The sequence below is a fragment of the Bacillus sp. AFS053548 genome, from assembly GCF_002575105.1.
GTDB lineage: Bacteria > Bacillota > Bacilli > Bacillales > Bacillaceae_G > Gottfriedia.
The window spans coordinates 24,397-45,112 of the sequence record NZ_NUHI01000020.1 but is presented as its reverse complement, the minus strand read 5'-3'; the positions used below and the strand labels follow the sequence as shown (position 1 = coordinate 45,112).

24 protein-coding genes are annotated in these 20,716 nt (G+C 33.8%); 17 read left to right on the top strand and 7 right to left on the bottom strand.

The genetic code is table 11. The features are described 5' to 3' along the window. Positions 1–76: 76 nt before the first annotated feature. From sufC to sufB, 5 genes are read left to right on the top strand one after another with little or no spacing between them, the layout of a single operon-like run. Positions 77–862, top strand: coding sequence for a Fe-S cluster assembly ATPase SufC (gene sufC, locus CN946_RS10460; RefSeq protein ID WP_091023520.1), 786 nt, complete (start codon positions 77–79; stop codon positions 860–862). Between the two features lie 19 nt (positions 863–881). Continuing rightward, the gene (gene sufD, locus CN946_RS10455; protein ID WP_098861062.1) at positions 882–2,189 is read left to right on the top strand and encodes a Fe-S cluster assembly protein SufD; all 1,308 of its coding nucleotides are present in this window, start codon (positions 882–884) and stop codon (positions 2,187–2,189) included. Continuing rightward, positions 2,189–3,409: a cysteine desulfurase gene (locus CN946_RS10450; RefSeq protein ID WP_098861061.1), complete on the top strand. Its 1,221-nt coding sequence runs from the start codon at positions 2,189–2,191 to the stop codon at positions 3,407–3,409. Before sufD ends, CN946_RS10450 begins: the two co-directional genes overlap by 1 nt. Next, positions 3,399–3,845 carry a Fe-S cluster assembly sulfur transfer protein SufU gene (sufU, locus tag CN946_RS10445; RefSeq protein WP_098428627.1) on the top strand — a complete coding sequence of 149 codons (447 nt, stop codon included), beginning with the start codon at positions 3,399–3,401 and terminating at the stop codon, positions 3,843–3,845. Before CN946_RS10450 ends, sufU begins: the two co-directional genes overlap by 11 nt. Before the next feature lie 46 nt (positions 3,846–3,891). Next, the gene (gene sufB / locus CN946_RS10440) at positions 3,892–5,289 is read left to right on the top strand and encodes a Fe-S cluster assembly protein SufB (RefSeq protein ID WP_098861060.1); all 1,398 of its coding nucleotides are present in this window, start codon (positions 3,892–3,894) and stop codon (positions 5,287–5,289) included. Here sufB and CN946_RS10435 read toward each other — a convergent pair. After that, complete coding sequence (locus tag CN946_RS10435; protein ID WP_286133899.1) at positions 5,258–5,590, bottom strand: hypothetical protein; 333 nt, start codon at positions 5,588–5,590, stop codon at positions 5,258–5,260. The two genes, sufB and CN946_RS10435, sit on opposite strands and share 32 nt — an antisense overlap. A gap of 242 nt (positions 5,591–5,832) precedes the next feature. Between CN946_RS10435 and CN946_RS10430 the strand changes: the two genes are divergently transcribed. The 6 genes from CN946_RS10430 (at position 5,833) to yunB (ending at position 11,224) form a co-directional block, all read left to right on the top strand. Next, the gene (locus tag CN946_RS10430; protein WP_098861059.1) at positions 5,833–6,354 is read left to right on the top strand and encodes a DinB family protein; all 522 of its coding nucleotides are present in this window, start codon (positions 5,833–5,835) and stop codon (positions 6,352–6,354) included. Between the two features lie 134 nt (positions 6,355–6,488). Next, complete coding sequence (locus tag CN946_RS10425) at positions 6,489–7,310, top strand: sulfite exporter TauE/SafE family protein (RefSeq protein WP_098861103.1); 822 nt, start codon at positions 6,489–6,491, stop codon at positions 7,308–7,310. Positions 7,311–7,327: 17 nt separating this feature from the next. Then, a complete protein-coding gene (locus tag CN946_RS10420) occupies positions 7,328–8,731 on the top strand; it encodes a bifunctional metallophosphatase/5'-nucleotidase (protein WP_098861058.1) in 1,404 nt (467 codons plus the stop codon). 72 nt (positions 8,732–8,803) lie between these two features. Then, positions 8,804–9,106 (top strand): YunC family protein, encoded by a 303-nt coding sequence (locus tag CN946_RS10415; RefSeq protein ID WP_069034827.1) that lies wholly within the window; start codon positions 8,804–8,806, stop codon positions 9,104–9,106. Positions 9,107–9,232: 126 nt separating this feature from the next. Further along, a complete protein-coding gene (locus tag CN946_RS10410) occupies positions 9,233–10,354 on the top strand; it encodes an HD-GYP domain-containing protein (protein WP_098861057.1) in 1,122 nt (373 codons plus the stop codon). A 45-nt stretch (positions 10,355–10,399) separates the two neighbouring features. Continuing rightward, positions 10,400–11,224 (top strand): sporulation protein YunB, encoded by an 825-nt coding sequence (gene yunB, locus CN946_RS10405; protein ID WP_176547289.1) that lies wholly within the window; start codon positions 10,400–10,402, stop codon positions 11,222–11,224. Between the two features lie 100 nt (positions 11,225–11,324). Here the strand turns inward: yunB and CN946_RS10400 are convergent, their stop codons facing one another. After that, on the bottom strand, positions 11,325–12,314 hold the full coding sequence (locus CN946_RS10400; RefSeq protein ID WP_098861055.1) for a M23 family metallopeptidase: 990 nt from the start codon (positions 12,312–12,314) through the stop codon (positions 11,325–11,327). A 185-nt stretch (positions 12,315–12,499) separates the two neighbouring features. Here CN946_RS10400 and lipA point away from each other — a divergent pair, with 185 nt between their 5' ends. Then, positions 12,500–13,384, top strand: coding sequence for a lipoyl synthase (gene lipA, locus CN946_RS10395; protein WP_098861054.1), 885 nt, complete (start codon positions 12,500–12,502; stop codon positions 13,382–13,384). 36 nt (positions 13,385–13,420) lie between these two features. Here lipA and CN946_RS10390 read toward each other — a convergent pair whose 3' ends face one another. After that, on the bottom strand, positions 13,421–14,032 hold the full coding sequence (locus CN946_RS10390) for a YhcN/YlaJ family sporulation lipoprotein (RefSeq protein ID WP_098861053.1): 612 nt from the start codon (positions 14,030–14,032) through the stop codon (positions 13,421–13,423). Between the two features lie 91 nt (positions 14,033–14,123). Here CN946_RS10390 and CN946_RS10385 point away from each other — a divergent pair, with 91 nt between their 5' ends. Beyond that, complete coding sequence (locus tag CN946_RS10385) at positions 14,124–14,399, top strand: YutD family protein (RefSeq protein ID WP_056468720.1); 276 nt, start codon at positions 14,124–14,126, stop codon at positions 14,397–14,399. A gap of 457 nt (positions 14,400–14,856) precedes the next feature. Here CN946_RS10385 and CN946_RS10380 read toward each other — a convergent pair whose 3' ends face one another. Beyond that, on the bottom strand, positions 14,857–15,126 hold the full coding sequence (locus tag CN946_RS10380) for a DUF3055 domain-containing protein (protein WP_025672291.1): 270 nt from the start codon (positions 15,124–15,126) through the stop codon (positions 14,857–14,859). Positions 15,127–15,141: 15 nt separating this feature from the next. Next, the gene (gene glpX / locus CN946_RS10375; RefSeq protein WP_098861052.1) at positions 15,142–16,110 is read right to left on the bottom strand and encodes a class II fructose-bisphosphatase; all 969 of its coding nucleotides are present in this window, start codon (positions 16,108–16,110) and stop codon (positions 15,142–15,144) included. A 149-nt stretch (positions 16,111–16,259) separates the two neighbouring features. Here glpX and CN946_RS10370 point away from each other — a divergent pair, with 149 nt between their 5' ends. Together CN946_RS10370 and CN946_RS10365 are read left to right on the top strand one after the other, a co-directional pair. Next, a complete protein-coding gene (locus CN946_RS10370) occupies positions 16,260–16,709 on the top strand; it encodes a DUF86 domain-containing protein (RefSeq protein ID WP_098861051.1) in 450 nt (149 codons plus the stop codon). A gap of 86 nt (positions 16,710–16,795) precedes the next feature. Beyond that, positions 16,796–17,566, top strand: coding sequence for a TIGR01457 family HAD-type hydrolase (locus CN946_RS10365; protein ID WP_098861050.1), 771 nt, complete (start codon positions 16,796–16,798; stop codon positions 17,564–17,566). A gap of 119 nt (positions 17,567–17,685) precedes the next feature. On the opposite strand, the gene CN946_RS10360 is transcribed toward CN946_RS10365, so the two are convergent. Further along, positions 17,686–18,207 carry a phosphatidylglycerophosphatase A family protein gene (locus tag CN946_RS10360; RefSeq protein ID WP_098428639.1) on the bottom strand — a complete coding sequence of 174 codons (522 nt, stop codon included), beginning with the start codon at positions 18,205–18,207 and terminating at the stop codon, positions 17,686–17,688. 611 nt (positions 18,208–18,818) lie between these two features. Here CN946_RS10360 and yutH point away from each other — a divergent pair. Next, positions 18,819–19,817 carry a spore coat putative kinase YutH gene (gene yutH / locus CN946_RS10355; protein WP_098861102.1) on the top strand — a complete coding sequence of 333 codons (999 nt, stop codon included), beginning with the start codon at positions 18,819–18,821 and terminating at the stop codon, positions 19,815–19,817. Between the two features lie 42 nt (positions 19,818–19,859). Here yutH and CN946_RS10350 read toward each other — a convergent pair whose 3' ends face one another. Then, positions 19,860–20,087 (bottom strand): NifU family protein, encoded by a 228-nt coding sequence (locus CN946_RS10350; protein ID WP_098861049.1) that lies wholly within the window; start codon positions 20,085–20,087, stop codon positions 19,860–19,862. A 122-nt stretch (positions 20,088–20,209) separates the two neighbouring features. On the opposite strand from CN946_RS10350, the gene CN946_RS10345 reads away from it, so the two are divergent. Further along, positions 20,210–20,512, top strand: a complete 303-nt coding sequence (locus CN946_RS10345) for a DUF1462 family protein (RefSeq protein ID WP_098861048.1) — start codon at positions 20,210–20,212, stop codon at positions 20,510–20,512. Positions 20,513–20,716: the final 204 nt, after the last annotated feature.

Genomic DNA, 20,716 nt, shown 5'->3' with positions numbered 1-20,716 from the left:
GAATAAAATGAGAATGAACTTAAAATAGCCATTTTCTATTTTATAGAATTTTTATGTAATATATGGAGGGTGTAAAATGGGAGCTTCTACATTAAAAATAAAAGACCTTCAAGTAGCAATTGAAGGAAAGCAAATTTTAAAAGGTGTAAACCTTGAAGTAAAAGGTGGAGAAATTCACGCAATCATGGGACCAAATGGTACAGGTAAATCAACTTTATCTTCTGCTATTATGGGTCATCCTAAATATGAAGTAATCGGTGGTAGCATCGAGCTTGATGGCAATGATGTTTTAGAAATGGAAGTTGATGAGCGCGCTCAAGCTGGTCTTTTCCTTGCTATGCAATACCCAAGTGAAATTAGCGGTGTAACAAACGCAGATTTCTTACGTTCTGCAGTGAATGCACGTCGCGAAGAAGGCGATGAAATTTCATTAATGAAATTTATCCGTACATTAGATAAAAACATGGAATTCTTAGAAATGGATCCAGAAATGGCTCAACGTTACTTAAATGAAGGTTTCTCAGGTGGAGAGAAAAAACGTAATGAGATTCTTCAAATGATGATGATCCAACCTAAAATTGCTATTCTTGACGAAATTGACTCAGGTTTAGATATCGATGCATTAAAAGTAGTATCTAAAGGTGTTAACGAAATGCGTGGAGAAGAGTTTGGTTGCTTAATCATCACTCACTACCAACGTTTATTAAACTACATTACTCCTGACTTCGTTCACGTTATGATGCAAGGTCGTATTGTAAAATCAGGTGGTCCTGAATTAGCTGCTCGTTTAGAAGCTGAAGGATATGACTGGATTAAACAAGAGTTAGGTATCGAAGACGAGACTGTTGGGCAAGAAGCTTAATCGGATAGGAGGGATTCTCATGACAACTGGTACTACAATTCCATTTAGTCAAGAAACAGTTAAGCAGCTTTCTGCACTGCTAAATGAACCTGCATATTTCACAGAGTTCCGTTTAAATGCACTAGCAAAAGCTGAATCACTTTCTCTTCCAAAGCCAGATAAAACAAATATCTCTAAATGGGATTTCTTTGGAAAAGAATTTAATGTTACAGCTGGAAATGTTCCTACAAAAGATCAATTACCAGAATCAGTAACATCTTTAATGAATGAAGACACTGATCAATCAGTTTATGTACAATATAATGGATCTGCTGTATATCACTCTCTTTCTTCTGAAGCAAAAGAAAAAGGTGTAGTATTCGTAGATTTACACACAGCGATTAAAGATCATGAAGATCTTGTGAAAAAATATTTTATGACAGAGGCTGTAAAAGTCGATGAAAATAAATTAATCGCTTTACATGCAGCGTTAGTAAATGGTGGAGCGTTCTTATACATTCCTAAAAATGTAGTATTAGAAAAACCAATCCAATCTATTTTCGTAGTAGATGGCGAAAACGTACCTGCATATAACCACGTACTTGTTGTTGCAGATGCATTCAGTGAAGTTACTTATGTTGAAAACTATGTTTCTACATCTGCTGATTTAGATGCGGCTGTTGTTAACGTTATTACAGAAGTAATTACATTAGATAATGCAAAAGTTCGTTATGGTGCTGTTGATACTTTAGCAAAAGGTGTTACTGCTTATGTTGTTCGTCGTGGTCATGCTGGTCGCGATAGCAAAATCGAGTGGGCACTTGGCCTTATGAACGATGGAAACTCAGTTTTCGAAAATGTTACAAACCTAGTTGGAGACGGTTCTTTCGGTGACATGAAAATGGTTACTGTAGGCCGTGGTGAGCAAACTCAAAACTTTACAACAAACATTACTCACTTTGGTAAAGGATCTGAAGGTTGGATCTTAAAACATGGTGTATCAAAAGATTCTGCTACTTCAATCTTTAATGGTATTGGGAAAATTGAACACGGCGCTTCTAAGTCTAATGCACAACAAACTTCACGTGTATTAATGCTTAGTGAAAAAGCTCGTGGAGATGCGAACCCAATTCTATTAATTGATGAAAACGATGTTATGGCAGGTCACGCTGCTTCAGTTGGTAAAGTAGATCCAACTCAACTGTACTACTTAATGAGTCGCGGTATTCCGAAGAAAGAAGCAGAGCGCTTAGTTATTCACGGATTCTTAGCACCTGTAGTTTCGGAATTACCAATTGAAGAAGTTAAAAAAATGCTTGTAGATGTAATTGAGAGGAAGGTTAAGTAATGGATGTTAAAGCAATCCGTGAAGCCTTTCCGATATTAAATCAAGAAGTAAATGGACATCCTTTAGTATATCTGGATAGTGCTGCAACTTCACAAAAACCTGTTCAAGTAATAGAAGCTGTTGCTAACTACTATAAAGAATATAATTCTAACGTTCACAGAGGTGTACACACTCTAGGAACAAAAGCTACTGATGCATACGAGGGAGCTCGTGATAAAGTACGTAAATTTATTAATGCATCATCAATTGAAGAGATTATTTTTACTAGAGGTACAACTACTGCAATTAATACAGTTGCTGCTAGCTACGGAAGAACGAACTTAAAAGCTGGAGATGAAATTGTGATTTCTTATATGGAACATCACAGTAACATTATTCCTTGGCAACAGGTCGCTAAAGCTACTGGTGCAACATTAAAATATATACCGTTAGAAGAAGATGGTTCAATCAGCGTTGAGCAAGCAAAAGCTACAATTAACTCAAATACAAAAATAGTTGCGATTATGTACGTTTCAAATGTACTTGGTTCAATTAACCCTGTTAAAGAGATTGCAGCAATTGCTCATCAAAATGGAGCTATCATGCTTGTTGATGGTGCACAAAGTACTCCACATATGAAGGTCGACGTTCAAGACTTAGATTGCGATTTCTACGCATTTTCTGGTCATAAAATGTGTGCTCCTACGGGTATTGGTGTACTTTATGGTAAAAAACATCTTCTTGAAAACATGGAACCTATTGAATTTGGTGGGGAAATGATTGATTTCGTTGACTTACAAGATTCTACTTGGAAAGAACTACCATGGAAATTTGAAGGTGGAACGCCAATCATTGCTGGTGCAGTTGGTTTAGGCGCTGCTATTGATTTCTTAACTGAAATCGGTATGGATAATATCGAAAAGCATGAACATGAGATTGCGAATTATGCACTTGAACAGTTATCTACTGTAAAAGGAGTAACAATCTATGGTCCGAAGCATCGTGCAGGATTAGTAACGTTTAATGTGGAAGATGTGCATCCACATGATGTTGCAACTGTATTAGATGTAGAAGGTATTGCTGTTCGAGCTGGCCATCATTGTGCTCAGCCATTAATGAGATGGTTAAAGGTATCTGCTACTGCTCGTGCAAGTTTTTATCTTTATAATACAAAAGAAGATGTAGATGCTTTTGTAAGAGGATTAGTTAAAACGAAGGAGTATTTCAGCGATGTCTATTAATCGAAACATTGATCTAGATGCATTATATCGTCGCGTAATAATGGATCATTATAAAAACCCTCGTAACAAAGGGGTAGGGGCAATATCAGAAAACGATGTAACAATAAACATGAATAACCCTACTTGTGGTGATCGCATTGAACTTCGTTTAAAGGTTGATGATGGAATTGTATCAGATGCTCGTTTTGACGGTGAAGGATGCTCAATTTCAATGGCGTCAGCTTCAATGATGACTCACGCAATTAAAGGTAAAAAAATAGAGGAAGCCTTACAGCTTGCTCAAATATTTTCAGATATGATGCTTGGAAAAGAATATGATGAATCAATTGATTTAGATGATATTGAAGCACTTCAAGGTGTTTCAAAGTTTCCAGCACGAATTAAATGTGCAACACTTGCATGGAAAGCGATGGAGAAGGGATTAAAGTCAGAGTAACATCTGAGATTTAATCTTCCTCTTCTATTAGAAGGGAGCAAGAAAAATGTCTACTAATTTGCCAGATATTAGTGATTATAAATATGGTTTTCATGACCGTGACGTATCGATCTTCCGTTCGGAACGTGGATTAACAAAAGAAATCGTTGAAGAAATTTCACGCATGAAAAATGAACCACAATGGATGTTAGATTTCCGTTTAAAATCTTTACAACATTTTTATGATATGCCAATGCCTCAATGGGGTGGAGACATGTCTGATTTACGCTTTGATGAAATTACTTACTATGTAAAGCCATCAGAGAAAACAGAAAAATCTTGGGATGAAGTACCTGAAGAAATCAAAAATACATTTGATAAATTAGGTATTCCTGAAGCAGAACAAAAGTATTTAGCAGGTGTATCTGCACAGTATGAGTCTGAGGTAGTTTACCACAGCATGAAACAAGATTTAACTGATCTTGGAATCTTATTTACTGATACAGACACAGCGTTACGTGAGCATGAAGAAATTTTCAAAGAGCACTTTGGAAAAGTAATTCCGCCAACAGATAACAAATTTTCTGCATTAAACTCAGCTGTTTGGTCTGGTGGATCATTCATCTACGTACCAAAAGGTGTTAAAGTTGATACGCCATTACAAGCATATTTCCGAATTAATTCAGAAAATATGGGTCAATTTGAGCGTACATTAATTATCGCTGACGAAGGTGCACACGTACATTATGTTGAAGGATGTACTGCTCCTGTTTATACAACAAACTCACTTCACTCTGCAGTAGTAGAAATCATCATTAAAAAGGATGCATACTGCCGATATACAACAATTCAAAACTGGGCGAATAACGTATTCAACCTAGTTACGAAGCGTGCTGTTTGTGAAGCGAACGCAACAATGGAATGGATCGATGGAAACATTGGTTCAAAATTAACAATGAAATACCCAGCAGTAATCCTTAAAGGTGAAGGTGCTCGTGGCCTTACACTTTCTATTGCAATTGCTGGTAAAGGACAACACCAAGATGCTGGTGCTAAAATGATTCACTTAGCTCCAAATACTTCTTCTACAATTGTTTCGAAATCAATTTCTAAACATGGTGGTAAAGTAACGTACCGTGGTATCGTACACTTTGGTCGTAAAGCAGCTGGATCACGTTCAAATATCGAGTGTGATACGTTAATTATGGATAATGCATCAACTTCTGATACAATTCCATACAACGAAATCTTAAACGATAATATTTCTCTTGAGCACGAAGCGAAAGTTTCAAAAGTATCTGAAGAGCAATTATTCTACTTAATGAGCCGTGGTATTTCTGAGCAAGAAGCTACAGAAATGATCGTAATGGGCTTCATTGAGCCATTTACAAAAGAATTACCAATGGAATACGCAGTTGAAATGAACCGTCTGATTAAATTCGAGATGGAAGGTTCAATTGGTTAATAGAGTTTATAGTGGAGACGAACTTTTGAAGTTCGTCTTCTTCTATTTTTTCAGGAATATCTAAATATGTTTCTGCAGTAGTGTTAATTGTTTTATGGTCTATACGTTGTGAAACAAATTTTTTACATGCACCAGATTCAAGTAAAAGTACCGCATGGATGTCTAAAACGATGTGTACTTTTGTAATCGACACTTGAATGATTGAGTTTATAGTAAGATGATGTATACAGCCTGTAGTAAAATGTTCTAAAAAAAAATAAGACACTAAATATAGTGGTTTAATTAAGCTAATGAAGATCATTATTTTTTTCCCTTTTAAACTTCACATTTTCACAACTAACTATGAGAATAGTTGAAATCGCAAGGATTATAGTTAATGTTAATTCGATTCCATCATAGGCTGGAACTTTTAGTCTTTACTTCTCTTTTTGTTCTAATAAATTTAATTGCTTATCTAATTTAAAGTAGCTATTTATGGTAAAATTTAACTGTATTTATAGAAGGCTTTCTCAGAATTTTAATTTAAATGGAGGAGTGTTTTTAATGAATTTTAACTTTAAAGAAGCGATTGAAGTTTTAGAAAGAACACCTAAATCATTAGAGTCCCTTTTATCGGGTTTATCTGAATCTTGGTTAAACTGTAATGAAGGTGAAGGAACCTGGAATGTTTCTGAAGTAATCGACCATCTAATTGAGTGCGAAAAAACAAATTGGATTACAAGGTTGAACTGCATGCTTAACAAAGAAGGAAACAACCATTTCCCGCCATTCGATCGTTTTTCGCATTTAAATGAAAAACATGAGAAATCAATAGAAGAAAGACTGCTTGAATTTAAGAATTTAAGAACTGAAAATATTAAAAAACTACAATTATTAGTGGACCCTAATAATCATCTAGAATTAGAAGGGATTCATCCTGACTTGGGCCCTGTTAAATTAAGAGAATTATTATCCACTTTCGTCGTACATGATCTGACCCATATAACTCAAATTACAAGAGTGATGGCAAAAAGATACAAAACTGACGTAGGACCTTGGATTGCAAATTTAAGTATATTAAAATAATAGCCAGTGTTTATAAAAAGGTATTAATTATACTCGGGGAAATCCGAGTTTTTTTATGTTAAACTATTATGTAAATTAAAGAGAAAATAGATTTTTAGTGTATTTAAAAAGGAGAGAAATTTAGGTTGGATATCATTCTACAAATTCTTATACTCATCAGTATAGGGCTTGCTGCAGGAACAGTCGGATCATTGATTGGTTTAGGCGGAGGAATTATTATTGTTCCAATGCTACTGAATATTGATCACTTTTTATCCGCTTTTTCGACTGTACCAATCCATGTTGCAGTTGGAACTTCACTAATTACAATTGTGTTTTCTTCACTTTCATCCACCCTTTCGTACCATAAGCAAAAACGAATCGATTATAAGAGTGGTATTTTATTTTTAATAGGTAGTGTTCCTGGTAGCTTACTAGGTACATACCTCAATTCGCTTTTAAATACAGAGCGCTTTACTTTATTTTTTGGTATATTTTTAATCTGTATATCAGTCTTTCTATTTGTTTCTTCAAAATTAAATAAAAAATCAAAGGAAGTACATAAAGGGATTATACGAACATATACAAATGATAAAGGCGAGGCATATACATATAGCTATAGTCTTCCATTAGCGATTTCTTTGTCTATTTGTATCGGGATCATCTCGGGGTTATTTGGAATTGGTGGAGGAATATTGTTAGTACCAATGATGGCGTTTTTATTTGGTTTTCCACCTCAGTTAGCTGTTGCGACTTCAATGTTTGTCGTTATGTTTACGACTCTTGGAAGCTCGATTTCATACATAACATTAGGAGAAGTAAATTTCTATTACATTCTTTTACTTATTCCTGGTGCATGGTTTGGTGGGAAAATTGGAGCATATATTAATCAAAAATTAAAAACTGAAACAATCGCATTAATTTTAAGGTTAGTTGTGTTATTTTATGGCATAAAATTAATTATAGAAAATATTTAAAAAAGGATGGTGGAACAATGGAAACAAATCAAACTATAAATATTCGGTTGTTCCATACAAATGACATTCATAGCCACTTTGAAACGTGGCCAACAATCGTCGGTTTGTTAAAGTCTAAAAGAGAGATAGCTAAAGGAAAAGGTGAGGCCACCCTTACTTTTGATATTGGGGATTTCGTTGATCGATTTCATCCAATTTCGGAGGCTACTTTAGGAAAAGGAAATGTGGAACTTTTAAATGATGCAAAGTTTGATGCGATTACAATAGGAAATAATGAAGGAATTACTTTATCAAAAGGTGAGTTGTTAAACCTTTATGAAGATGCAGAGTTTGATGTATTAGTTGGTAATTTAAACATTTCAGATGAAGGTACCGAGAGTTTCAGCAAGCCTTTTGAAATATATGAAAAAAATGGAGTAAAGCTAGGAGTAATTGGTTTAACAGTCGCTTATCCTGTGTTTTATGAAACTTTAGGATGGAGTATAAGAGATCCGTTTGAAATGTTAAATAACATATTGCCAATTGTCAAAGCGCAATCAGACATTGTCATTATACTTTCTCATTTAGGTATGAGAGACGATCAGAGAATTGCTGAACAATTTTCAGGAGTCGATATTATCTTAGGCGCACATACTCATCATTTATTTCCAAATGGAGAGTATGTTGGTGAAACTTTACTTTGTGGAACAGGGAAACACGGTAACTATTTAGGCGAGGTTTTAATTACTGTAAATAAAGAGACGAAAAGTATTATAAATACTGAAGCTTCAGTTACTGAAGTACATACAGTCCCAACATATTACCAAGATGAAATGACGAAAATGATGTTGGCTAATTTAATGAGATTAAGTAAAGAAATTTTAAATGAACCAGTGACACAACTACCGAATAACATGGGTGTAAATTGGTTTAAATATAGTCCATTACTGAAATTATTAGCAAATGCACTTCGCCAATGGACTAAATCAGATATTAGTATACTAAATTCCGGTATTTTACTTGAAGGTTTAACAAAAGGGCTTGTTACTAAGGGTGACATTCATCGGATTTGCCCACATCCTATTAATCCTTGTGTCGTTAATTTGTCTGGTAAGGAATTACTAAATGTTTTAAATCGTTGTGAAGATAAAGAGTTGACTCATTTAAAGATGAAAGGTTTTGGATTTAGAGGGAAAGTAATTGGAAAAATGGTTTACGATGGAATCACGATTGTTAATAAAGATAAGAAAAAGCATTTAAAAAAAGAGGATCTATTTATTAATGGTGAAATGTTAGATTTAAATCGAATGTATGCGATCGGAACTTTGGATTTATTTACATTTGGTCATTTAATTCCTACAATTCGAGATGCTGGTCATAAAAGATTTTTTATGCCTGAATTTATTCGTGATGTTTTATTTTCGGCTTTAAAAGATGTATAAAATTTATCAAGATTAGACAGGTTACACTTTTGTTTTTTTCTCATATTTTAGAATGAGAAAGGAGCGTTGAACTTGATCAATTTAAGCCCAATTAAAATAGATAATCATACATTTAATGCTGTTACGGTTTTACTTCCAAAAACTACATTATTGGTCGTTATGAATGATAACGGGTATATTATGTGCGGAGCATTAGATGTAGCTTTATTAAATGAAAGATTGCGCGATCGTCAAATTATTGCAGGCCGAGCAGTTGGTGTAAAAACAATAGAAGAATTATTAAATGCGCCTTTAGAATCCATTACTGTTGAAGCAGAAAAGTTAGGTATTCAAAAAGGAATGATTGGAAGAGACGCATTATTAAAGATGATATAAAAAAAGCCACTAAATTTTTTTAGTGGCTTTTTATGAAAATGAAGTCTAAAAAAATTGATTATTATAAAGTATTAACTGTTATGAAGAGCCATATATTTAATTAAAAAATTGTTTAAGGAGAAAACAATGAGAGTTGTTGAAGCATCAACACTTGTTCCAGGTACGATCTTAAGAAAACCGGTTTATAATGAACATGGAGAAATGATCGTTAATGCAAATATTCCTTTAACAGAAGAGATGATTAATCGAATACATAAATTAGCTATTCCATTTGTTTTAGTACATGCTCAATCATCAGATTTAATGGGAAAGACAATTATTTCAGACGAACTTCGCACTGAAATCACAAAAAAAATAGAAGATGCTTTTGTTAAATTAATTAGCGAAGATCTTTATTTAAGAGGGCTATCTTTAGAAAAAAACTCATCTAGGCTTAAAGAAATTATAAAATCACTGCAAAACGAATTATGGCAACAGAAGGATGTTTTATCTTTATTGATTGACGTATTACTATATGATGAGTATCTTTTTACTCATTCTCTAAATGTGGCTATGTATTCTTTAGGAATTGGAACGGCATTAGATTTAAGTAAAATCCAACTTAATTTACTTGGATTGGGTGCACTTTTACATGATGTCGGGAAGATGGCCATACCAAAAAAGATTTTAAATAAACAGGACCGTTTAACTGAAGATGAATATGCTTTCATTAAACAACATACAATTGCTGGATACGATATGCTACAACAAGTACCTTCTATTCATCCAATTGTTGCGGACTGTGCATTACAGCATCATGAAAGGATCAATGGGAGCGGCTATCCAAAAGGTTTATGTGGTGAGGAGATGCATCTTTTCTCAAAGATTATTGGGATTGCCGACTTTTTTGATGCTGTTACTTCAAATCGAGTATATCGACAAGCAATGCTCCCGCATGAAGGTTTAACTTTATTAATGAGTGGTAGGGATAAATTATACGATGCTAAATTAATCAGCATATTTAGCGATCTACTAACCATTTATCCAACGGGATTACAAGTAAGATTGAGTGATGGTAGACAGGGAATCGTTTTTAGACAAAATGATGCTTCTACAGATCGTCCAGTTGTGCTGATAATTGAAGAAAACGGAAGGAAATTAAGTATTCCTTATGAAGTGAATTTATATAATGAGTTGAAATTAGAGATTATCGAGTGTGGTCAAATAATAAAAAAAGCGATTTTGAATTGTACAAATCCATTAGAATGAACAGGCATTGACATGCATACCCATTAGTAAGGAGGCATGGATGCGATGAAGAGATTTAAGTACAGACGTGTTCCAAAAAATAAATACTTTGTTTCAAAAAGAAAATCTTTTGGCGGATTTAAAACTGATTCAACTCAAATAACACAAACAATTCGTAATATATTTCCAAATAAATATGTAGTTATTTGTATTGTTCTATTATTTTTTTCCTTATATGCTTTTTGGGAAATTGATAAAATTTTTACTCCGACGATCTTAAAATATTCTGAGAAACAAACAAGACGAATTGCTTCTTTAGTGATCAATGAAGCGTATGAATCAGCATCTAAGGAACTGCAAGGGCAGAATATTATTATTCGGGATGTTGATGAGAATGGTAAGGCGATAATAAGTACGAATACATATTTAATCAATAAAATAATTGGTTCTACTACTAAGCATGTTGAAGAAAATATACGTAGAGTGGAAAATGGGGATTTATCATTTTTATCTTTATCAAAAGCAGAAATGAAGAAAATGAAGGCGGATCATGAGGGGCTTTATTTAAAAGTACCGATTGGGGTCGTTACTAATACAGTACTTTTAGGAAAACTTGGACCTACTATACCAGTTCGCTTTTCTGTAGTTGGTGATGCAGTGGCTAATGTTACACAAGAAGTTAAGCCATTTGGATTTGATAATTCTGTAGTCGAAATTATTATGAATGTAGAAGTAAATATGAATGTAATTATCCCGTTTAGTACAAAATCAACAAAGGTGAAAGTAGAAGTCCCAATTGCTACTGAAATTATCGATGGGGAAGTTCCAAGTTATATTCCATTTACTCCAAATACTCAACAAATTCCATCAACAACAAAAGGAAAAAAATAAATTTAAAATAGAGCAGACTAACTTAGTACACTAGGATTAGTCTGCTTTTTCTCATTAATGGTTTCAATTTACCTGAAATTTGCCAATCGGTGAGATTTCTTTATTTGCTTCTATCCTGACGCTCCCAAAGACGTAATTTTGGATAAGGATCAAAAGACCACTCTGAATAACCATTGTCTTTGTAAATACCATAGTGCAAATGTGGAGGGAATTTTCCAGATGTCCCTGGAGGTCCATATCCAGTACTTCCAACATACCCAATAAGTGTTCCTGGCTCTACTACTTGCCCTCTTTGAAGGTCTTTGTTAAAGCCACCTAGATGAGCGTAGTAATGATAATTATTATATAAGTCTCGAATTCCGATTCTCCATCCTCCAATTCGATTCCAGCCCTTTGTCTCAATAACTCCATAGCATGTAGACCTTACAGGAGTACCATAATTTGCAAAAATATCAGTACCTTCATGAACTCTTCGTCCACCAAAGCTTCGAGGTGCACCCCATGTACTACGATAACTATGTGTACTGCGAATTGGTAATGGGAAGGCATTACCTTCTATATTTAATTTTCCGTAATATTGATACAATCTTGCGTATTCATCGATAATATCAACAGTTATTGCTCTTTGGTAGTAATCCCATAGCATCATTCGAATATACTGCCTGGATGGGCCATAGAAATGTAATCGATGAATGAAAGTGTACAGAATATCCTCATCATCTTCTAATGAAGCTTTTCCATCGTTATTCCCATCTAAACCAATGCCGCTAAATAAATGGATAGTAGGAGCGTATGTGTCTTTCTTAACCGGATTTGATAGGCCGCTCCAATCCTCTGGTTTGATATAGATCGAAAGGACCCCATTTTCGCGTTTTGGTATATCGTTCCTTACACTCCGTACATTTCGTTCATAAGTATCTATAGCTGCAAAGTAATACCAAGGGATAAAAGTTAGCGTTTCACCTTTTTTATATAAGGCCATTCGTTCTTTATTAAGCTGAGCTTGATCGCTTTCTTCTGCATTTGTAAATGATGGCATTATGAAGATAACCACCATACAAAAAAGTACAATTATTTTTTTCAAATCCATCATCCTTTAAATTGATTTACATATATAGTTTGGTTAAAGGAGCGACTTTCATAAATGGAAATTATAGGGATAATAGAGATAATCAAACGAAAGTTTTTCATATCCGCGAAAAATGTAGTAATATATAAACTATTGGAAGAGAAAATGAAATATGTCGTAAACGATAAACGTTGGAGGAATTTCAAATGGCATCAAAAAAAGAAGAATATTTGAGAAAGCCCGAGTGGCTAAAAATAAAATTAAACACAAATGAATCTTACACAGAATTAAAGAAAATGATGCGATCTAAAAATCTTCACACTGTTTGTGAAGAAGCACGTTGTCCAAATATCCATGAATGTTGGGCAGTTAGAAAAACAGCTACATTTATGATCCTAGGTGCGGTTTGTACTCGTGCATGTCGTTTTTGTGCAGTTAAAACTGGTTTACCAACTGAGCTTGATCTACAAGAACCAGTTCGTGTTGCTGAATCAGTAACACAAATGAATTTAAAGCACGTAGTAATTACAGCGGTTGCTCGTGATGACTTAAGAGACGGTGGAGCAGCTGTATTTGCAGAAACTGTTAGAGAAGTTAGAAAAGCAAATCCATTTACTACAATTGAAGTTTTACCATCTGATATGGGTGGGAAATTTGAAAACCTAAAAATGTTAATGGATGCAAAACCAGATATTATGAACCATAATATTGAAACAGTTAGAGAGTTAACTCCACGTGTTCGTGCAAGAGCTACGTATGAAAGATCACTTGAATTTTTACGTAGAGCAAAAGAAATTAACTCTAGCATCCCTACAAAATCAAGCATCATGCTTGGATTAGGTGAAACAAATGAACAAATTTACGAAGCAATGGATGATTTACGTGCTGCAGGTGTAAATATCATTACATTAGGTCAATATTTACAACCAACGAAAACTCATTTAACTGTAAAAAAATACTATACTCCTGACGAGTTTGCAGCCCTAAAAGAAATTGCTTTAGGAAAAGGTTTCTCACACTGTGAGGCTGGTCCTCTAGTTCGTTCATCATACCATGCTGACGAACAAGTAGAAGCTGCTAAACAAGCATAATAAAAAAGCACTAGCCTATGCTAGTGCTTTTATTTTTTACTTTGAAATCTGATCAAAATGCATACTTTGTTTATCCACATCAAAACCTTCAGCCAAATCCTTTATTTGTTGCTCTAATTGTCCATCATTAAGCTGACCATATTTATTTAGGTCCTCAATATTATTAATATTTTGTATCGAATTTGAAGTAAAGATATGATAGTAACTAGGAAGTGCAGACTGAGCAGTTTTTTCAACCTGTTTTCTAGCTAATGATTTATCACCATCTGATCGATAAGCAATCAATACTTCTTGGTCTGTAACTAGTGTAGCTGCATCGTCTATATCAGGAAGCTTTACAACTAAATAAGAAATGAATTTTGATACTTCTTGTTTATCAATTGTTAAAGTATATTCACCATCTTTACCTAAAACATCTTGCTTTTGTAGTCTAGAAAAGCCATAATCTTTGTAAGAGTTATTTGACATTTTAGCATTTACATCGCCTAAATCCATCGGCTTTGTATTTAATTGTTTAGGTGTTGGATTTGTTCGATGTTCATTTTTATATGTTACGTCCTCATAATCGAACTGTCTCGAATGACTCGGACCGAATGAACATCCTGTTAATAAAAATAAGGTTAATAAACAAACTAAATATTTGCGCATATTAAATACCACCTTTTAATAATCAATGTAAAATTAGTATGCCAAAATATTTGTTACATATTTATGGGAGTAAAAGGAAGGAGAATACAAATTGGTTTGCATACAGAATATTTGCTATGAAGTAGTTGAAGATTACCGTGAAGGATTCAATGAAGAAGCCTTTAAAGCGAGATATGCAGAGATCCTTTCAAAGTATGATTACATTGTTGGGGATTGGGGCTATGAGCAACTAAGACTTAGAGGATTTTTTGATGATTCTCAAAAAAATGTTCCATATGATTCAAAAATAAGTACATTACGTGAATATATTTATGAGTATTGTAATTTTGGATGTAAATATTTTGTAGTTAAGAAAGTAAAAAATTAAACGCTGGGGATACCCATCGTTTCAGACTGCCCGCCAAACGCTCGCTTTCTTCGTTGCTTCGCCTGTCTGCGGTGCTCATTACCGTTTAGGTTAATTCCGCTCCTCGCCAGGCTTCGCGCCTGGAAAGACACACGCTTGTAATCAGTCTGAAATCAAATTTATAGAACTTTATCTATACACTGAAATGATGGGGGAAACCTCATTTTTTTTTTGTTTATAAAAGAGAAGCACTAAGAATTTTATTGAAAGATGTTTGATCTTACATAAACAAATTTTGTGGATAAAATATTTTTTGATTTTTTAAAAGAATAAAAACCTTGTGGATAAGTTTGAATCTTTCAACAAAAATGTGAATAACTAAAGACTTAATCACAAAAAAAGTGGACAACTTTTTAGTTATCCACTTTTTTTCAGATTATTTAGTAAAAATAAATTATTTATCCACAGGATCGAAAAATTAGAAAATAATTTCACTTAGAAAATCTAATAATTCAGCTGCCTTTTCTTCAGAAATTCCGAAAGCGAATTCTAAGTAACCTTCTTCTTTTAAATCATCTGAACCAATAATTGCAAAACGATTACTTTGCATATCCATAATCATAACTTTGCCATAATGACGATCAGAATATACTAAAGCAAGATCATGTCTTTGCTCTTCTCCCATAAAGCTTACAAAACGAGTCTTTGCTTGAATAGTGTCATCATATAAGAAAAAACGTTCTGACATTTTTTTATTCCTCCATTATACTAAAATAAGATTTGGCTTGTATCCTAAATGGTGATGTGCTTTAATATGTCGCACAGTTTTCGTTTTACTTCTCATTACTATTGAATGAGTTTCGACTAAGTCTCCACCTAAGAAAGTAACCCCTTCAAGTAATTCACCTGAAGTAACGCCTGTAGCAGCAAAAATTGCATCGTCACCTTTTACTAAATCATTTAATGTTAATAATTGTCTTGGGTTATTAAGGCCCATATCCATACAACGTAGTTCTTCTTCTTTATTCATTGGTACTAATCGAGCTTGCATGTCACCGCCAAGGGCTTTTATCGCTGCAGCGGCTATAACACCTTCTGGTGCGCCACCAGTACCTACAAAGAGATCAATTCCGGTATGAGGTAATGCTGTAGCGATAACAGCACCGACATCTCCATCACCAAATAATTTAACCCGAGCACCTTTTTCACGTATTCGTTCAATAATTTCCTCGTGACGAGGACGTTCTTGGATAATTACGGTTAAATCAAGTACACGCTTATTGTTTGCTTCAGCAATAATATCTATCGTTTTTTCAATCGGATCATCTAATGATATTTTACCAGCAGCACGAGGACCAACAGCTATTTTTTCCATATACATGTCAGGTGCATGTAATAAGTTACCTTTATCAGAAATTGCGATTACTGCCATTGCATTTGCATGGCCTTTTGCAAGGATATTAGTTCCTTCTAGAGGATCAACTGCAATGTCTACTTCTGGTCCATTACCAGTTCCTAATTTCTCACCTATATAAAGCATTGGTGCCTCATCGAGTTCACCTTCACCAATTACTACAGTACCTGCCATATTTACTGAATCAAACATCGAACGCATTGCAGAAGTAGCAGCGTCATCAGCTTCATTTTTCTTACCGCGTCCCATCCATTGAGCAGAGGCAAGGGCAGCTGCTTCAGTAACTCTTACAATCTCAAGTGCTAATTCACGCTCCAAAAGTCCAACCCCCAGAAAAATATTCACCTATATAATATAACAAAAATCGGTAAGAAACGCTTTCATTTGTCGATTTTTTTCGAATTTAGCTATAAAATAAATATAAGTCCATAAAATGTAGAAGATAGAATTGAGAAGGAAGTGTACATATGTACTTTGTAAATCGTCAAAACATATTAGATCGAATTGAAATTTTAAATTCAATGCTTAAATTTTATGCGTCAAACAGCCAACCAAAAAATAAAATAGAAGAATTAGCTTTGGAAAGAATGACACATCTTTTGATTGACAGTATGTTAGATATTGGAAATACAATGATTGATGGCTTTATAATGAGGGACCCAGGAAGTTATGATGACATTGTTGATATTCTAATGGATGAAAAAGTTATTACTGCATCAACTGGAGAATCGATAAAAAAATTAATTCCAATTCGAAAACATTTATTACAAGATTACACATCTTCAATTACAGAAAATATAGTGACGACATTAAGCGAAAATATAGAAGCATATAAGGAATTCCCGGTTGCGGTTCAAGCTTTTCTTGATAAGGAACTTGGAGTAATTAATGCTTTTAGTAGTGAGGAGGAAAAATAATCTTAATTTTTCTATGTAAAATTTGATTCTAACGCTGTTTTACTTGTAATACCGAGAGAACAGCCTGACTAGTAAGGAGTGGCAATATGAAACAATATAAAGGATACTTAATTGATCTAGATGGAACTATGTATCGTGGCGAGGAGCAAATTGAGGAAGCTAGTCTTTTTATAAAGGCTCTGAAGGAAAAAAATATTCCATACCTTTTTGTAACGAATAATTCTACACGTAGACCAGAACAAGTTGCTGATAAACTTAATTCCTTTAATATTCCAACTACAAAAGAACAGGTCTTTACAACAAGTAATGCCACAGCAAATTACATAAAAGAACAAAAGGCAGATGCTACTGTTTATATGATCGGTGAAGAGGGCTTACAATATGCCTTAGAGGAAGTTGGCTTAACAATTACAGATGAAAATCCTGATTTTGTAATTAGTGGTTTAGACCGTAGTATTAATTATGAGAAATTAGCAAAGGCTTGTATAGCTGTAAGAAATGGCGCAACATTTATTTCTACTAATGGCGACATAGCGATTCCGACTGAAAGAGGTTTATTACCTGGAAATGGTTCACTAACATCTGTTATTGCAGTGTCTACTACAGTAAAACCAATTTTTATTGGAAAACCTGAATCAATTATTATGGAACAAGCATTAAAAGTTCTTGGGGTTGCAAAAGAGGATACATTAATGATTGGTGATTATTATGATACAGACATTATGGCTGGGATTAATACTGGTGTTGACACATTGATTGTTCATACTGGAGTAACGACAAGGGATATGTTGTCAAATTACGAAACGCAACCAACATATTCAGTTGACTCATTAGAAGAGTGGATTAAATATATTTAATGAAACATCTAGACATAAAAAAACCCCACTAGTAATTTATTTACTTGTGGGGTTTTTGTGATACTTCAAATGAAAAAGTGGTCTCAAAGTAGATTGACTTATGAGACCACTCATTTTTTTTATTCATTTTCAGCTTTAATTTGATCAGCCTTTTTATGTGCTGCGCGATGAGCAAGTCGGCTAGATGCAGCAGCTGCAATCGCTCCAACAATATCATCTAAAAATGTATTTACTAAGCCTGTAGATTTATCGTTTAATCTTTCTAAAATTCCAGGTTTTAATTTATCGATGTATCCGTAATTCGTGAATCCAATTGAACCATATACATTTACGATCGATAAGGCAATTATTTCATCAATACCATAAAGGCCTTCATCTTTTTTGATAATAGCCAACAAAGGCTCCTGTAGTTTATCTTGCTCTGCCAAGATATCTAATTCAATACCAGTAATGATGGCATTTTGTATCTCACGTTTTGTCAAGACTCTCTCAACATTGTGTTTACACTCATCCAAAGATAAATTTTCATGATATTTACTCTGTAAAAAGTAAACTAAATCAGCAATGTCATCGAGCGTAACACCTCTTTTTTCTATTAACGATAATGCAGTCTTTTCTAAATCGTGATTTAAATAGTCCATTTCATCACCTTTTCCTTATCGATTGATTTAATTACTATAAAAATAACTAAAATGGAAATTTCATAAAATAATTAAAACTTTTACTATAAATTATTTTTAAGAAATAAGAGGATTAATTATATATGATTCGATATTGAACAAAATTCCCCTTTATAAAAAAAATTAAACATAGTAAAAAATTGTTAAGGCATATAATTTATTACTTAGGTCTTATCTGTTGAACCACTTGCCTTCATATTTTTGTAAAGTTCATGTGATTAGCACGCCCGAGTTCTTGGCCTTAGTCTTATGCTTGTCGGGGCTGACTAACTCGCTTCCGCATTTTCGTGATGTCTAGTTCCAGCGAGTAGCCCCTCGAGGTCATAAGCCAAATGCCAATAAAGGTAAAAAGCAACCTTTTTTGGCCTTAGTCTTATGCTTGTCGGGGCTGACCAACTCGCTTCCACTTTTTGTTATATACTACGTCATTTTCTCCCTTTTTGTGTATGGCCATTCGGGTTTATATATAGAAAGTGAAAAAGTAGGGTACAGGTTTTTAGATTTGTGACATATATATTAATTAAGTAGGTATAAGAAGGATGTGAGTGATGATGTTTATTCGCAACCAAAACATCATTCAAGACATGTTTACTCATTATCAAATTCAACCAGCTGAATTGCTTCAAGTACAGTCATATTACATGTTTTGGCAGCGGAATAGGGTGTATTTTCTTGCGCCCATTGGAAATTTAAAAGAAGATGATTTGCAGGAAATGAAGAGTTTAAGTGATTTTATGAGCTCAACCGGAGATCAATCGATCGCAACCTTTGTTCAAAATGTTCAAGGGTACTATGTGAGTAAGATTGATGGAAATAATTATTCCTTATTTAAGAGTAACAGACAAAATGAACGCAGTAATAATAACGGTGAAGAACTGGCGATTTTTCATTTAAGAGGGAAAAAATATTCAGATGAATTGAAAAGATTAAATAGGATTGGGAAATGGAAGAATTTATGGGAAAAACGTTTAGAGCAATTAGAAAGATTTTGGCAAAGTAAAGTGAATAGTCATCCCGAAAATTTTTTCGATCAAATATTTATTGAATCTTTTCCTTATTATCTCGGAATGACTGAAAATGCGATTCAATATGTTGTAGATACTGAACTAGATGATACTCCTCAAGTTGTTGATGCAGCAACAATTTGTCATCAAAAAATGACTGAACGAAGACAGAAAGAAATTCATTTTGCGAAAGTACCGATTGAATGGATTTACGATCATCCAAGCAGGGATCTTGCTGAATGGGTGAGGGATGAATATTTAGAGAATCCTGATAATCATCAAAAGAAAATCCTCTCATTTTTTTATGGTTATGAAAAGAAAAGTCCATTATCTACTTTTGCGTGGCGTTTATTATTTGCAAGACTTCTTTTCCCCGTACACTATTTTGAAACAATTGAAGGATATTATTTGGCAAGGAGCGATGCGGATCGTAAAAGGTATGAGCGTAAATTAGTTAATTATCTTGAAAATACAAGTGAGTTTGAATCTTTTTTAGGTGGATTTTATGATTTGATCGGACTACCAACTGCTAAGTTAGGGATTCGTGAAATTAAATGGCTAAAATAAAAGAGAGGGTTTTAAACCCTCTCTTTTAGTATTGAAAATATATTAGAATACTTGCTCTACCTCAATTACACCAGGTACTTCTTCTAATAAAGCTCGCTCAATACCAGCTTTTAATGTAATAGTTGAACTTGGGCAGCTGCCACATGCACCTAAAAGGCGAAGTTTAACAATTCCATCCTCAATATCAACTAAATCAACGTCTCCACCATCACGTAGTAAAAACGGTCTTAATTTATCTAAAACTTCTTGTACTTGTTCTCTCATGTCCATTCATATCGACTCCTTTCACTAATTTTATTATAATCAGTTAAGAGGAAAAAATCTATTACAGAGTACTTTGTGTGTTTGAAATTATTTTTGGACACACCCTTATTGTATGCTAGGAGGAGAAAATGAGTAATAAAATTTTAGTGGAAGTTTTTGGAGCTGAAGTAATATGTGCAAGTTGTGTAGGAATGCCATCATCAATTGAAACTTTTGAATGGCTTCAAGCTGCACTTCGAAGAAAATATCCTGACTTAGCCTTTGATTTTCAATACATTGATATATTTAATGTAGAGAATAATGAAAAAGAAGATTTCGCTGAACGAGTTAGAAATGATGAATTTTTCTATCCAGTAGTATTAGTAAATGGAAACGTTGTTGGTGAAGGTAATCCAAAATTAAAAGATGTTTATAACGCTATTGAACTATAATGAATTAACCCCTTACAAAAATGTAAGGGGTTTTTTATTGTTTATAAAATGTTTTTTGTAGGGTTCTTATTGTATTGATTCTTATCCAAAAAAATTAAAATGTTTTAATAAAATTCATTATTTTATGTAAAATGCTGAAGATTTACATGATAGAATAAAGGTATAGCATAAATAAATTACAATTTTTGGCATATATATAGAATT

Coding starts and splice junctions, on each gene's coding strand:
- sufC (WP_091023520.1), top strand. CDS start 77: ATGGGAGCTTCTACATTAAAAATAAAAGACCTTCAAGTAGCAATTGAA.
- sufD (WP_098861062.1), top strand. CDS start 882: ATGACAACTGGTACTACAATTCCATTTAGTCAAGAAACAGTTAAGCAG.
- CN946_RS10450 (WP_098861061.1), top strand. CDS start 2,189: ATGGATGTTAAAGCAATCCGTGAAGCCTTTCCGATATTAAATCAAGAA.
- sufU (WP_098428627.1), top strand. CDS start 3,399: ATGTCTATTAATCGAAACATTGATCTAGATGCATTATATCGTCGCGTA.
- sufB (WP_098861060.1), top strand. CDS start 3,892: ATGTCTACTAATTTGCCAGATATTAGTGATTATAAATATGGTTTTCAT.
- CN946_RS10435 (WP_286133899.1), bottom strand. CDS start 5,590: ATGATCTTCATTAGCTTAATTAAACCACTATATTTAGTGTCTTATTTT.
- CN946_RS10430 (WP_098861059.1), top strand. CDS start 5,833: ATGAATTTTAACTTTAAAGAAGCGATTGAAGTTTTAGAAAGAACACCT.
- CN946_RS10420 (WP_098861058.1), top strand. CDS start 7,328: ATGGAAACAAATCAAACTATAAATATTCGGTTGTTCCATACAAATGAC.
- CN946_RS10410 (WP_098861057.1), top strand. CDS start 9,233: ATGAGAGTTGTTGAAGCATCAACACTTGTTCCAGGTACGATCTTAAGA.
- yunB (WP_176547289.1), top strand. CDS start 10,400: ATGAAGAGATTTAAGTACAGACGTGTTCCAAAAAATAAATACTTTGTT.
- CN946_RS10400 (WP_098861055.1), bottom strand. CDS start 12,314: ATGGATTTGAAAAAAATAATTGTACTTTTTTGTATGGTGGTTATCTTC.
- lipA (WP_098861054.1), top strand. CDS start 12,500: ATGGCATCAAAAAAAGAAGAATATTTGAGAAAGCCCGAGTGGCTAAAA.
- CN946_RS10390 (WP_098861053.1), bottom strand. CDS start 14,032: ATGCGCAAATATTTAGTTTGTTTATTAACCTTATTTTTATTAACAGGA.
- CN946_RS10380 (WP_025672291.1), bottom strand. CDS start 15,126: ATGTCAGAACGTTTTTTCTTATATGATGACACTATTCAAGCAAAGACT.
- CN946_RS10370 (WP_098861051.1), top strand. CDS start 16,260: ATGTACTTTGTAAATCGTCAAAACATATTAGATCGAATTGAAATTTTA.
- CN946_RS10365 (WP_098861050.1), top strand. CDS start 16,796: ATGAAACAATATAAAGGATACTTAATTGATCTAGATGGAACTATGTAT.
- CN946_RS10360 (WP_098428639.1), bottom strand. CDS start 18,207: ATGGACTATTTAAATCACGATTTAGAAAAGACTGCATTATCGTTAATA.
- CN946_RS10350 (WP_098861049.1), bottom strand. CDS start 20,087: ATGGACATGAGAGAACAAGTACAAGAAGTTTTAGATAAATTAAGACCG.
- CN946_RS10345 (WP_098861048.1), top strand. CDS start 20,210: ATGAGTAATAAAATTTTAGTGGAAGTTTTTGGAGCTGAAGTAATATGT.